This window comes from Azomonas agilis (genome assembly GCF_007830255.1).
GTDB lineage: Bacteria > Pseudomonadota > Gammaproteobacteria > Pseudomonadales > Pseudomonadaceae > Azomonas > Azomonas agilis.
Genome location: NZ_VLKG01000004.1, coordinates 1 through 13873, shown reverse-complemented (window position 1 = coordinate 13873; position 13873 = coordinate 1). Strand labels below are relative to the sequence as shown.

12 protein-coding genes are annotated in these 13873 nt (G+C 44.3%); 3 read left to right on the top strand and 9 right to left on the bottom strand.

The window, feature by feature from the left end; translation table 11 throughout:
- Positions 1-22: 22 nt before the first annotated feature.
- A complete protein-coding gene (locus LX59_RS06390; protein ID WP_246118695.1) occupies positions 23-1825 on the bottom strand; it encodes a transglycosylase SLT domain-containing protein in 1803 nt (600 codons plus the stop codon).
- A gap of 1 nt (position 1826) precedes the next feature.
- Between LX59_RS06390 and sohB the strand changes: the two genes are divergently transcribed.
- The gene (gene sohB / locus LX59_RS06385; protein WP_144571023.1) at positions 1827-2837 is read left to right on the top strand and encodes a protease SohB; all 1011 of its coding nucleotides are present in this window, start codon (positions 1827-1829) and stop codon (positions 2835-2837) included.
- Between the two features lie 65 nt (positions 2838-2902).
- Here sohB and LX59_RS06380 read toward each other — a convergent pair whose 3' ends face one another.
- A complete protein-coding gene (locus LX59_RS06380) occupies positions 2903-3208 on the bottom strand; it encodes a hypothetical protein (RefSeq protein WP_144571022.1) in 306 nt (101 codons plus the stop codon).
- A gap of 284 nt (positions 3209-3492) precedes the next feature.
- Between LX59_RS06380 and LX59_RS06375 the strand changes: the two genes are divergently transcribed.
- A complete protein-coding gene (locus LX59_RS06375) occupies positions 3493-5148 on the top strand; it encodes a Na+/H+ antiporter (RefSeq protein WP_144571021.1) in 1656 nt (551 codons plus the stop codon).
- 40 nt (positions 5149-5188) lie between these two features.
- Here the strand turns inward: LX59_RS06375 and LX59_RS06370 are convergent, their stop codons facing one another.
- The 6 genes from LX59_RS06370 to phbB form a co-directional block, all read right to left on the bottom strand.
- Positions 5189-5380, bottom strand: a complete 192-nt coding sequence (locus LX59_RS06370) for a hypothetical protein (protein ID WP_144571020.1) — start codon at positions 5378-5380, stop codon at positions 5189-5191.
- Between the two features lie 31 nt (positions 5381-5411).
- Complete coding sequence (locus LX59_RS06365) at positions 5412-6533, bottom strand: ABC transporter permease (RefSeq protein WP_144571019.1); 1122 nt, start codon at positions 6531-6533, stop codon at positions 5412-5414.
- A 1-nt stretch (position 6534) separates the two neighbouring features.
- Positions 6535-9270 carry a ribosome-associated ATPase/putative transporter RbbA gene (rbbA, locus tag LX59_RS06360; protein ID WP_144571018.1) on the bottom strand — a complete coding sequence of 912 codons (2736 nt, stop codon included), beginning with the start codon at positions 9268-9270 and terminating at the stop codon, positions 6535-6537.
- Positions 9267-10337 carry an HlyD family secretion protein gene (locus LX59_RS06355; RefSeq protein WP_144571017.1) on the bottom strand — a complete coding sequence of 357 codons (1071 nt, stop codon included), beginning with the start codon at positions 10335-10337 and terminating at the stop codon, positions 9267-9269. The genes rbbA and LX59_RS06355 overlap by 4 nt, the downstream gene beginning before the upstream one ends.
- A 26-nt stretch (positions 10338-10363) precedes the next feature.
- Positions 10364-12067, bottom strand: coding sequence for a class I poly(R)-hydroxyalkanoic acid synthase (gene phaC, locus LX59_RS06350; RefSeq protein WP_144571016.1), 1704 nt, complete (start codon positions 12065-12067; stop codon positions 10364-10366).
- Positions 12068-12162: 95 nt separating this feature from the next.
- Positions 12163-12903 carry an acetoacetyl-CoA reductase gene (gene phbB / locus LX59_RS06345; protein WP_144571015.1) on the bottom strand — a complete coding sequence of 247 codons (741 nt, stop codon included), beginning with the start codon at positions 12901-12903 and terminating at the stop codon, positions 12163-12165.
- Between the two features lie 141 nt (positions 12904-13044).
- Between phbB and phaR the strand changes: the two genes are divergently transcribed.
- The gene (gene phaR, locus LX59_RS06340) at positions 13045-13551 is read left to right on the top strand and encodes a polyhydroxyalkanoate synthesis repressor PhaR (RefSeq protein WP_144571014.1); all 507 of its coding nucleotides are present in this window, start codon (positions 13045-13047) and stop codon (positions 13549-13551) included.
- 29 nt (positions 13552-13580) lie between these two features.
- On the opposite strand, the gene LX59_RS15590 is transcribed toward phaR, so the two are convergent.
- Positions 13581-13873: hypothetical protein (locus LX59_RS15590; RefSeq protein ID WP_211354829.1), on the bottom strand; the 293-nt coding region annotated here is incomplete at its 5' end.

Below are 13873 nucleotides of genomic sequence, written 5' to 3'. Positions count from 1 at the left end.
ATTCTGGAGCAGAAGGTTTGATTTAACGTGGTAAATATAGAGTGAGCATTTGGCCGGGTTTTAAATCTTGGCTACCTGGATTCCAGCTTTTTAGGGTTTTAGGCTGTACATTGAAGCGCTTGGCAATTTGCTGGATAGAGTCGCCCTTTTTCACGCGGTATAGTGTTGCAGGTGCTACAGATGCGCTAGCCTGTTTTCCTTTACTAGCCTGAGCAGTCGTGGTGTTTGGAGCCTGTAAACTGAGTACTTGTCCCGGTTTTATATTGTTATTGGGCAGTTTATTCCAACGCTTAAGCTCGTTGATATCAAGACCATAGGTTGTGGCAATGCGGTGCAGTGTTTCGCCGCCCTTAACTTTATGAGTCTTAGATTTGCCACTACCTCCCGCGTCATTGACCACGTTACTGACTATAACGGCACTAGGTCTGCTTGCGATAGGATTTAGAACATGCTCAATGCGTCTACCTGGTACTGCATTCAGAATTTGAGTAGAGCGTATTTCTTGCTCAATGGCACGATTAACCGCATTAACTTGTTGGTTGGTGCTATAGCGATTAATCGGACGCTTAGGAATATCCCAACTTAATGTAGGTTCTGGAATTTCGTCAGCATCTTGATAAGCAATGGGATCTTGCTCTGAGAGTGAAGCCAGTTTAGATACCAGAGTATCTACTTTATCGGTAGGAATTAATAAGTGTTTCGGGCCATCTTTATTGATACCACCTTGCGTAAAAGCTGGATTTAGCTGATAAAGCTCTTGTTCATCCAGATCCGCTAAACGAGCGGCTTGAGCCAAGTTCAAACGACGATCAAGACGTACAATTTCAAAATGGGGTTTGTTCGGAACGGGAGTAAGACTAACTCCATAATTCTGAGGAGACATTACTAACTGAGAAACGGCCAATAATTTAGGGACATAATCACGGGTTTCTTGAGGCAGTGGTAAGCTCCAATAATCTGTGGGTAACCCCTTTCTCTGGTTAGCCTCAATTGCACGACCTACCGTGCCCTCACCCGCATTATAGGCAGCTAACGCCAGTAACCAGTCTCCATTAAAAAAGTCGTGTAAATAGCTTAAATAACGCAGGGCTGCATTGGTGGAGGCGGTTATGTCGCGACGGCCATCGTACCATCGCGTTTGGCGTAAGTTGTAATACTCTCCGGTCGAAGGAATAAACTGCCAAAGACCTGCAGCCCGCGCAGAGGAGTACGCAAAAGGATTGTAAGAGCTTTCGATAACAGGAAGTAGTGCCAGCTCAAGCGGCATATTCTGTTCTTCTAGCCGCTCTACGATGTAGTGAATGTAAGGAGCGCTGCGTTTAGTGATCGTTTTTAGTGAAGCAGGATTGTTTAAAAAGCGCTGCCGATGTTGGCTGACACGAGCGTTAGCAGTTGTTAAATGCTGAAGTTGGAAGCCTGCGCGTGTGCGTTCCCAAATATCTCGATGAGCAATAGGGCTAGGAGAATGCTCGGTCCAATAAGCGGGCATTGATCGAGTAGTCTTATGGGAAACTCTAGTGTCCGGGTCTGGCTGAACTGATCGACTTTGGCAGCCCGCAAGTAGTAAAAAACCAGCTAACAGCACAAAGCATTTTCCAGTAGACAAGGACGATCGAGGAGGAGCTGGCGGCATGGTTGATGATATTCCTAGACCTAAAATTAAAAATGGAATGAATTCTAATAAGCAAGCTTTATATGGGTCAAGCAATAAAATTATTAAATTACTATTCGCATAATTATAGGGTTGTAAACCATTGAACGAAACAAAACAAACTGTAAAACTAAGCCTGAGCCCTCTCATCCACTGAAATGAGATCCCCGTCACAATGGAATCCTTATCCTACGAGTATGCTATTTTTTTGGCCAAAGTCTTAACAGTCTTAGCTTGTATCCTAATCATATTGATCGCAGCATCCGCTCTAAAAAATACGCAAAGTAGTAGAGAGCAGGGAAAATTAAAAGTACTCAAATTAAATGAGAGTTACAAAAACCTAGAACTCCAGCTACGAAGTGCTATGCTGACTAAAAAAGAGCTTAAAAAAACAACTAAAGAAGAAAAAACAGATAGAAAACAAACAATTAATACAAGGGTTTTTGTTCTGGATTTTAATGGGGATATCAAAGCATCCGCTGTACAAGAATTAAGACACTGTATTAGTGCATTATTAAGCAGTGCAACTTCCAATGATGAGGTGGTCGTTAGGTTAGAAAGTGCTGGAGGAATGGTTCATGCTTACGGACTAGCAGCCTCTCAATTGATACGTATTCGGCAAGCAGGAATTCCGCTAACTATCTGTGTCGATAAAGTAGCCGCTAGTGGTGGATACATGATGGCTTGTATCGGAAATAAGATAATTTCAGCACCTTTTGCAATCCTAGGCTCTATTGGCGTAGTTGCTCAACTACCTAATGTACACAAGCTGTTGAAAAAGAACGATATTGATTTTGAGTTATTTACTGCTGGTGAGTATAAAAGAACACTGACTGTTTTTGGAGAAAACACTCAAAAAGGTAGAGAAAAATTTCAGGAAGATTTGGATACCACTCATCAGTTATTTAAAGAGTTTGTAGTTAGCCATCGCCCTAATTTGCTAATTGATAAAATAGCAACAGGAGAAGTTTGGCTAGGCAGCCAAGCCTTAAATCATGGACTTGTTGATGAGCTAAAAACCAGTGATGAGTATTTATTGCAGCGTTCTAAAGAGGCTGACGTGTTTCAGGTAAGTTATGTTGAGAAAAAACCAATTACACAAAAAATATCTATGTTAGTAGCTAATACTTTGGAGCAATCCTTAACTAAGGTTTTGTCTAAAATTAATGAACAACGCTTTTGGTGATTGAAAAAAATAACCCCATAACAGTCAATGCTGTATGGGGTTATTATACATAGACTCTTAAAATATTAGCTATTTTCTTTCAAATGATCGTGCTTATCAGATACAGCATTAGATTCGAATTCTACACCACCAATGAACCGACACATGATGTTATAGAGTACGCAAGCTGCTGCTACTGCAATATAACCCATTACTAAGTAGAGAATCGGAATTAAAAACACCATTAAAGGATGAGGAGTATTCTCTTCAGGGGCAAACATAGATGCGATGAGCAACATGGGTACGAAAACAACCAACGCAGTGTTAGCCATCAGGATAGCGAATACTTTGCCGTTTTGATGAGGGGAGAGTCGGGTAACTTGTTGTTTCATCTGTAGCTACTTCCACCAGTTAATCAATCTTTCTAGCTGCAATCCTACGCCTAAGCTTTAGATAGGGCGACCCCTGTGTTCCGATAGAATATGAGATAGGTCAACATTTCATCGAAATACACTTATTCAAAAACGATTTCCGGTATCCATGCAATAATTTTTTGGTTTGTCAAGAGGTAGGAGTGGCAACACTGAATCCTAATAAAGTACAACCATTAAGCAGATTTTATTAACAAGGGTATGAGAGTATTCAACCGGCTTAACTTGGGTTTTCAGAGGCCTGCATGCAAACCTTTTCTCTAATCTTAATCATGTTTGTCGCTGTGTTGTTTAGCAGCATCATAGTGCGAATGCTGCCTTTCCGGCTACAAATTCCAGTACCTTTGATACAAATTGCCTTAGGGGCCAGTATCAGCATGGTAGCTGAATGGCGCCTAGAGTTAGATCCTCAAGTATTTTTCTTATTATTTCTACCGCCACTTTTGTTTTTAGACGGTTGGAGAATTCCTAAAGAAGGCTTGTTTCGTGATCGAGGTATCATTTTATCCTTAGCCATCGGGTTAGTGGTGTTCACAGTTATTGGTGCTGGTTATTTTATTCATTGGCTTATTCCTAGTATTCCTTTAGGAGTAGCTTTTGCGTTAGCGGCAGTAATTTCACCTACCGATCCTGTGGCTGTGTCTGCTATTGCTTCGCGTATCCCCATACCTAAGCGCTTAATGCATATTTTGGAAGGTGAATCTCTATTAAACGATGCATCAGGTTTGGTGTGTTTACGTTTTGCGATTGCCTCAGTATTGACCGGTAGCTTTGTTCTCTCTGATGCAGTCGTTGATTTTTTAAAGCTATCTCTTGGTGGAGTAGCCATTGGCGTTACTATTACTCTAATTATTACCAAAGCCAAAATATGGGTTTCAAAGCGCTTTGGAGAAGAGGTTTCTGCTCAGATTCTGATTAGCCTATTACTTCCATTTATTGTTTATCTTGCAGCTGAACACTTGCATTGCTCGGGTATTTTAGCGGCTGTGGCTTCTGGAATTACTATGGGGTATAGCGAACTATCAGGTCAGGCTTTAGCCCTAACAAGAGTTCGACGTACTGCTGTTTGGGATATGTTACAGTTTGCTCTAAATGGATTAATGTTTGTTTTACTGGGAGAGCAACTCCCAGGAATTGTAGCAAATTTAAGTGAGATTTTAGGAGAGGCAGGGCAGCCCCAAGATGATGGTTTTTGGTTATTGTTACTCTATTATATTTTGGTTATTAATTTGGCCTTAGGCGCTTTGCGCTTTATTTGGGTTTTTATTTCGTTAAGATTCACCATTTTTACTGGGAAAGATGCCAATAACTTTAGAATAGGCAATGCTATCCATATTGCTGCAGTGACTTCAGTAGCGGGTGTGCGTGGTGCCATTAGTTTGGCAGGTGTATTAACTTTACCATTATTCATTAGTGCAGGATATCCTTTCCCTGCACGTGATTTAGTAATTTTTTTGGCCGCTGGAGTGATCATTGTTTCACTTATAGTAGCTAGTATTGGCGTTCCTCTATTAGTTCGTGGATTATTTATTCCGTCAGAACCTGAAGAAGAGCAAACTGAGGACTTAGCACGAAATAAATCAGCAGAAGCAGCTATTCGTGCTATTGAAAATGCCCAGTATAAAATGAGTGAGACTCTGCCTGATGCTAGTTTATATATTGAAGCAGCAGCACGAGTAACTGATGTCTACCGGCATAGAATTAATAGCCAAATAGCGCCAGTGGATGGTCCTATGACACCAAGAGCTTTGGAGGAAATAGAACAACAGTTACGCTTAATTGGGTTACGAGCTGAGCGTGCCGAGCTTTTTAGAATGGCTCGAACTAAGGAGCTGGATGAGCAGTTGGCACGTAAGTTAATTAGAAAAATTGATTTAATGGAAGCACAAAATATACGCTGATTATGCATAAAATAAGCGACTCATTTAGAGTCGCTTATTTTTAAGGATTATTTTTTTGCTCTACCTCGGCCAATCCTTTAGCCAAAATAAAAATAAAAGCGCTGAGTAAAGCTAAGTCAGTGAGCATGGAAATAATGCGCCCAATATCATTGAAAATCATAAGGGCTGCCAATATTGCAAGCATGATTTTTTTAGGCTTGCTTAAGTTAAGCAATTTAGTTATCCAACTCATAGTTTTCTCACTTTTGGATATTTTGATAATGTTATTGCAAGGATTTGCGTAACCTTGATAATGCACTAAAAAAGAATAGGCTACCGATACCGGCTAAAGCAACTAGCTGTGGCCATACGGTAGATATACCGGCTCCTCGAAATAGAATGCTTTGCCCGAGTATGACGAAGTGTGTTGTGGGGGCAATCAGCATAATATGCTGAATAAGCTCAGGCATACTTTCTCGCGGGGTTTTTCCACCAGATAATATTTGTAATGGAATAAGCAATAATATAATCAGTAGACCCAGTTGAGGCATAGAGCGTGCTACTGTGCCTAAAAAAATACCCATTGATGTAGTGGTAAACAGTAATAAAGTAGTGCCAAATATGAATAAGGTTATAGAACCATATAAAGGTACGTTTAACCAAATATGCACCACAAGGAATAAACTAAATATAGCTGCTACTAAAACAATCAATCCCATAGACCAAACTTTAGCCAGCATAATCTCCACTGGTGTTAAAGGCATTACCAGTAAATGCTCAATGGTTCCATGCTCTCGTTCGCGAATGACCGCTGCTCCAGTCAATATGATGGACAGCATAGTTATTTGATTAATTACTTCATTGACAGCACCAAACCAAGCTGAAATTAGGTTGGGGTTGTACTCCATACGTACTACTGCTTCAATTGAGGAGGACTCAATGTTGCGGTAGCGAGCAATAAACTCACTGGTCTGAGTATTAATAATTTGTTGTATATATCCAGCTCCAGTAAAGGCTTGACTCACTTGGGTAGCATCAACATTCAATTGAATACTGGGTGTACGTCCTGCTAACAAATCCTGTTGAAATTTAGGTGGAATATTTAGGGTGAAGGTATAAAGCCCAGAGTCCAAGCCATGATCCATCTCATCTAAACCGATGTGCTCTGGCTTTAAAAAATAGGGCATTTGGAAAGCATCAATAATTCGATTAGACGCGGTAGATTGGTCTTCATCAATGACGGCTAATGTTGCTCGGTAGGGTGTTTCTGGGATGCTATGGGCACTGGCATAAATTCCTACAGTAAATGAATATAAAATAAGCAGTAGCATCGCAGGGTCTTGATATAGACTGCGTAATTCTTTTAATCCCAGTTGGATAATGTTGCTTGTTTTTTGCAGGAGCATACTAGCGCTCCTGTTTGGGCAAGCCTATTACACTCAATAGGGTCAGTATGGGAATAGCCAGTAACATAGGAATAAAATAAGAATAAAGCTCAGAAAAATCCAAGGCTTTAGAAAATACACCTCTGCTAATGATCATAAAGTGCGTGGTGGGATAAATTTGCCCCATGAAAGCGCCAGCCCCCTCTAATGAGGAGACAGGATACAAAAGTCCAGAGAACTGCAAAGCAGGTAGTAATGTGGCAATAGCAGTACCAAAAATAGCTGCAATCTGTGAATTCAGTACAGATGACATCAGCAAGCCTAAACCTGTAGAACAAATAACGTACAGCAGTGCTCCAAAAGTTAGCGCAAGTAAACTGCCTTTAACAGGTACTCCAAATATATAAACAGCCAATGCAACTAATAGGCAAAAATTAAACATTCCTAACAAGATATAGGGAATCTGTTTCCCTAATAAAAACTCTAAACGAGTTACTGGAGTTACATAAAAATTGGTAATTGACCCTAGTTCTTTTTCTCGTACTACGCCTAAGGCAGTAAGCATGGCTGGAATCATCATAAGTAATATGGGAATCATCGCAGGAACCATAGCCGGTATACTTTGTACATCTGGGTTATAGCGGTAGCGTAGGGCTATATCAACCAAGCCCATTTGGTTAGTTACTCCTGATTCACGAGCTAATTCACTAAGATATAAACTGTGAATTCCCTGCACATAGCCTTTGATGGTTTCTGCACGAGTAGGCATGGCTCCATCAACCCATATACCAATTTTAGGTGTTGCCCCACGCTTTAAGTCTCGACCAAAGTTTGGTGGGATTTCTATTGCCATACTTATTTCGCCACTGCGTAGTCTTTGCTCCATATCTTGGTAGCTATAAATGGGCTTTTTCTCAATAAAATAACGAGACCCGGATATATTTAATAAATATTTTTGGCTGGCGGTAGTTTGATCTTGATCCCAAGCTGCAAATGTTAAGTTTTCAACGTCCATATTAATACCGTATCCCATAATGAACATCAGTAACATGGTTCCTGCTAAAGCAAGTAAGGCACGTACTGGGTCGCGGCGTAACTCCATCCCTTCTCTTAAGCTATAACTTAAGAGGCGTTGTAAACTGAAAGATTTATATTTGGAGGATTTTAGGTTGTGTTTTACTGCATTTTCTACTGTCAAACTAATGGGCTCTGTAGATTTTGACTCTTCGTTCGTTTGCACATCTTCCAAGTAAGCGATAAAAGTATCTTCAAGTGAGGATAATCCACGTTTTTTCATTAAGTTTTTCGGACTATCGCTATCTAACACGCTACCTGCATGCATTAGTGATATTCGATCACAACGCATTGCTTCATTCATAAAGTGGGTTGAGATAAAAATAGTGACCCTTTCTTCGCGGGACATTTGCACCAGAAGTTCCCAAAAATTATCTCGGGCTATAGGGTCTACGCCTGAGGTGGGTTCGTCGAGAATGAGGATCTCTGGTCGATGGATAACGGCGACTGCTAAGGATAAGCGTTGGCGCACACCCAAGGGGAGGTTGGAGGGTAAAATATGCTCGACGCTATGTAGATCAAAGCGCGTTAGCATTTCTTCGATGCGTTGATCACGCTGGGCTTTGGGAATATGGAATAGCCGAGCGTGCAGTTCCAAGTTTTGTCGCACACTTAATTCGGTGTACAGAGAAAACGCCTGCGACATATAGCCCACGCGATGGCGAATGCTTAAGTCATGGGGATCAATCGGGTGGCCAAATAAAAAAGCCTCTCCTGCACTAAAGGGGAGTAGGCCCGTTAGCATTTTCATGGTGGTGGATTTTCCACAACCATTGGAGCCTAGAAATCCAAAGATCTCTCCACGCTCGATGCGAAAGTCCACATGATCAACCGCCACAAAGTCGCCAAAGCATCGGGTTAATTGACGTGCTTCGATGGCCACCACCCCATCGGAGCTATGGGGAGGAATGGATAGAACCTCATGTTGAGCCCGTTTATGTTCGGGCAGTAATTGAATAAAAGCTTGTTCTAAGGTGTCACAGTGGGTTTGCTTAAGTAGATTTTCAGGACTGTCGCAGGCCAGTAGTTGGCCTTCATCCATCGCCGCTAGCCAATCAAAGCGTTGGGCTTCATCCATATAGGCGGTGGCTACCAATACGCTCATTTGTGGACGATTTTGGCGAATACGCCCGATCAGCTCCCAAAACTGATTACGGGAAAGCGGATCAACGCCGGTAGTGGGCTCATCCAGAATAAGCAAGTCAGGATCATGGATCAGGGCGCAACACAAACCGAGCTTTTGCTTCATTCCGCCGGATAATTTACCCGCAGGTCGTTCTGTAAAAGGCGCTAGGCCCGTGCTCTGTACCAGATCAGCAATACGTGCGGCGCGTTCTTGTTTATCTTGCCCAAACAGGCGGCCAAAAAACTCTAAGTTTTCAAAAACAGTGAGCGTAGGGTAGAGGTTTTTTCCCAATCCTTGTGGCATATAGGCAATGCGTGGGCAGACTTGCTGGCGGTGTTGGGCATCCGCCATATCCCCGCCTAGTACCTGAACTGAGCCCGTTTGAATCTTGCGCGCACCCGCTAGGAGTGCCATTAAACTGGATTTTCCGACACCATCGGGGCCGATTAAACCCGCCATGCAGTAAGCAGGAATTTCTAAGCTGAGGTCACGTAGAGCTTGAGTTTCTCCGTACTCTAGGCTGACTTGTTGCAAACTGGCAACAATGGATGACTTCATAGCTGGACGTTAGCGCGTAGATGCTCAGGCCAGTCTGTCTGGGCATCTAACTTTACATAGGCAGTACCAGGTAGGCCGGTCTTAACTTGTTCCAGATGTTTTTTTAATAGCTGTGGGTCAATGCGCGCCTTGATGCGGAACATAAGCTTTTCCCGCTCACTGGCTGTTTCGACTGTTTTAGGTGTGAACTGGGCAATACTAGCCACATAGCTGATTCGGGCCGGAATAACATACTGGGGGGCAGCATCTAAAATCAAATGAGCTTCTGCACCCAGAGCCACTCGACCTGCCTGCTGAGTGGGCAAAAAGAAGGTCATGTACACATCGGTTAGATCCACTAAATTCAGGACTTTTCCGCCTGCGCCTAATACCTCTCCAACCTCAGTCACTCGGTATTGCACACGAGCAACCCTATGGGTTTTCAACTGGCTATCATCAATATCGACTTGAAAGCGCTGTACGCTAGCTTTAGCGGCTTCCAGATTAGCTTGAGCCTCGGTGACTTCCGAACGGGCAGCCTCTATGGCGGCTTGAGCTGATAACGCTTGAGCTTTAGCAGAGGTATGAGCGGCTTGGGCACTGAGTCGATTGGCTAAATCATCGTCGTATTGTTGACGTGACATAGCTTGATCTTTAACTAACGAAGCCGTGCGTTTAAACCGTTTCTCTGCCGCATTAAGTTCTGCTTGACGCTGCTGGATCGTTGCCTCAGCAGCGGCTAACTCACTGGTTCGCTGTGCCACCTTGGCTTGGGCGGTGAGAATAGCTGTTTCGGCTTGGCGTACTTGGGCTTTGGCTTGGTTTAACTGGGCAGTCAGGGTGTCTGTGTCCATACGGGCTAAAATCTGTCCCGGTTGTACAAAGTCGCCTTCATCCACCAGAACTTCTACTAAACGACCCGCTAGCTTGGTGGCGATGTCGATTTCAGTGGCTTCAATGCGCCCATTTCCCTTAGCAAAGTGATCTCCCAAGGGATCAGGCTGTAATTTTTGCCACAGGCTAAAACCAAGGGCAGTAGCTATAGCTAGGCTAATCCCTGCGGCCTTAAGCCAAGATCTAAGGGTCATGGGCAATCCTTCACAACTTAATAGGTTCAGCTTTTAACGTATTGGCCGGGTGCAGCTTCCAAGACGGGGTACTCTGGGGTGCCTAATTGCGTAACACTGGGCTGTTGCTCTGCATCTAGGTTACTTAACCAAGTCATCCAGTCCGGCCACCAGCTTCCGGGATGCTCTGTAGCTTTAGCCAGCCATTGCTCTGGGGTATCCTCCATCTGCTCAGCCGTCCAATAGCTGCGTTTGTTTTGAGCTGGAGGGTTAACCACACCTGCAATATGCCCTGATGCACCTAGCACAAAGTGGACGGGGCCTGAAAGCAAGTGGCTGTTAGCGAAAGCGCTGCCCCAGGGTACGATGTGATCCTCTCGCGTACCCAGTAGGTAGACCGGCATTTTAAGCTTGCTCAAATCTACCCGTTCACCACAACATTTTAGAACACCTTTTTTCAGGTCGTTTTGCAGGTAGGTGTGCCGTAGGTAATAGCAGTAAAAGGGGCCGGGGAGGTTGGTGCTGTCATTGTTCCAAAACAGCATGTCCAGCGAGCGCGGTTTCATACCTTTTAGGTATTTATCGACGCTGTAATTCCACCAAAGCTCGTTAGGGCGCAGTAACGAGAAGGTATTAGCCATATCTTCACCACGGAATACACCGATAGGGCCACCTTCTTGCCCACCGATGGTTCGCTCACGGTAGCTAACCAATTCTTCGTCGATAAAGATGCTGATCTCACCCGTTTCTTCAAAGTCCAGTAGGGTGGCGAGCAAGGTAAGGCTGGCAGCCGGATAGTCATTGCGGGCAGCTAAAACGGCCAGTCCGGTGCAGAGTAGTGTACCGCCAACGCAGTAACCCACAGCATTAATCTGGTCACTGCCGCTGATGTCTTTAGTGACACGGATGGCTTCGATAATGCCCTGTTCTAAATAATCGTCCCAAGAGGCATTGGCAATACTTTCATCAGCATTACGCCATGATATGACAAACACAGGATGTCCCTGAGCCACCAAATAGCGGATCATGGAGTTTTTGGGTTGCAGATCCAAAATGTAAAATTTGTTAATCGCAGGCGGCACGATCAATATTGGTTTTTTGAACTGCTGCTCAGTGGTTGGTGTGTATTGAATTAGTTGAAATATTGGGTTTTGATACACCACCGCGCCCGGAGTAGTCGCTAAGGTTACGCCTACTTCATAGTCACCTTTGTCACATTGGCGCAATTTGCCTTCTTGCATATCACTGGCTAAATGCATCAATCCAGTAAATAAGCTAGCGCCCTGAGTTTCTACCAAGCGATGTTGAGCTTCAGGGTTTAGGTTTAAGAAATTGCTGGGCGCACAGGCTGCAATAGTCTGTTCCAAAATAAAGCGCAGTCGTCGATATGACCTGTGGTCGTCAATGGAAAGCACTCCAAACAGTTTTGTCAGCGTCTGTGCGTTCAGTAGGTAGAGCGCGGCAATACTGCCGTAAAAAGGCTGGCTCCAAGTTTTATCAGCAAACCGCCGATCGCTGAATGAGAAGGGTTGTAGCGTCATACTGCGTACGCTAATTTGCCCCCATTCTCGGTTGTATTCTGTTTGCAGGTCTTCTAAAACGGAGGTTTCAACCTCAAACCAGCTATCACGGTAGCTGTCTTTAAACCAAGGGTTCATTCGAACCCAAAAACGCAGTTGTTCCAGTGTGGAACGAATGACTAGAGGCATAGGGTTGGCGAGCAAAGCAGGAAAAGGGGAGGCACTATCCATTGCAAGATCTTCGTAGAGGAAAGGGGAAATCTAGCTCAGCAAGACTGGCCACAGGTTTATCCTATGACCAGTCGTAGTGTCTGTCGTGATTGGCTTTAAGCCATATTGAGACCACCGTTTACTGAGAAGTCAGCACCTGTGGCGTAGGCAGCTTCTTCTGAAGCTAGCCAAGCAACCATAGAGGCGATTTCTTCCGGCAGTCCTAAGCGGCCCACAGGAATACCTGAAACGATTTTTTCCAGTACCTCTTCTTTAATGGCTGAGGTCATGCTGGTACGGATGTAACCGGGGGAGATGGTATTAACCGTAATACCTTTACTGGCGAACTCCCTAGCTAAAGACATGGTGAGTCCATGTACGCCCGCTTTAGCTGCTGCATAGTTGGCTTGGCCGAACTGGCCGCGTTGACCGTTGACGGAAGAGATGTTGATGATCCGTCCCCAGTTACGCTCCAGCATGGAGTCAACCACTTGTTTGGTAGTGTTGAACAGGCTACTTAGGTTGGTATTAATGACCGCTTGCCATTGATCCAAGGTCATTTTACGGAAGGTGCTGTCGCGAGTAATACCCGCGTTATTGACCAGTACATCAATGGGGCCCACTTCGGCAGCTACCTTGGCGAAGGCTTGCACGGTTTGATCCCAGTCAGTGATATCACAGGGCATTGCTCGGAATTCATAGCCCAGCTTCAATTGATCCTCTAGCCATTGATCCTCAATGGTGCTGTTACCCGTACAGCCAACCACTACTACAAATCCATCGCGGTACAGGCGTTGGCTGATGCTAGTCCCAATCCCGCCCATACCTCCGGTAACGACTGCAATACGCTTTGCCATGCTAGATACACTCCCTTTTTTGATTCAGGTGAATTTAAATCTTTGCTCAGAATAAGGATAGACCATGACCCTTATTTGATTTGTGTCACTTCGGCATCTGTTAGGATGCAGGTACTGAAGTATTCTTTGGAAACCCCGTGCATGTCTGAGATGCCCAGCTCAATTCGTTTAATCAAGAAATACCCTAATCGCCGCCTATATGACACTCAACTAAGTGCGCATATTACTTTGGCTGATGTGCGCCAATTGGTTGTTGATGATGTCACTTTTCAAATCCTTGATGCTAAAACCGGAGAGGATTTAACCCGTTCTGTGTTGTTACAAGTTATTCAAGAAGCTGAAAGTGGTACGGGAGAGCCTATTTTTTCTAGCGATATGCTGAAAAATATTATCCGCTGTTATGGGCCTTGGCAGGGCGTTTGGAGTCGTTACTTAGAGCACAGCATCCAGACCCTGTTAGACATTCAGAGCAAAAGTGGATTGCACTCTACTCAGGCGTGGGCTGATTTTTTGCGCACTCAAACCCCTCTGATGGGCGATTTACTCAGTCGTTATATGGAGCAGTCCAAGCAGTTGTATTTGAATACACATCGGTTGTTTGGGTTATTTCCTACCTTTAATAACGATAATAAATCGTCCGATAAATGAGAAGGGGCTGTTTATCAGCCCCTGTGTGACTAGATATCTGAATCCGAAGGTGGAGTTGTTAGAGGCTTAGCTCGAGTCCGAGACCTGCGAGTTGTAGGTGTTCGGGGTGTTTTACGAGCATTCAGCTTCGCTGAAGTATTAGCTTGAGGTGTTGCAGCGGCCTCAATCGGTGTGTTTTGGTCACCAGCAACAATACTTGACAGTGGTTTTTCCAAGTCCTCAGGCTGTTCGGTCGCTTCGGTCGCTTCGGTCGCTTCGGTCGCTTCGGTCGCTTCGGTCGCTTCGGTCGCTTCGGTCGCTTCGGTCGCTTCGGTCGCTTCGG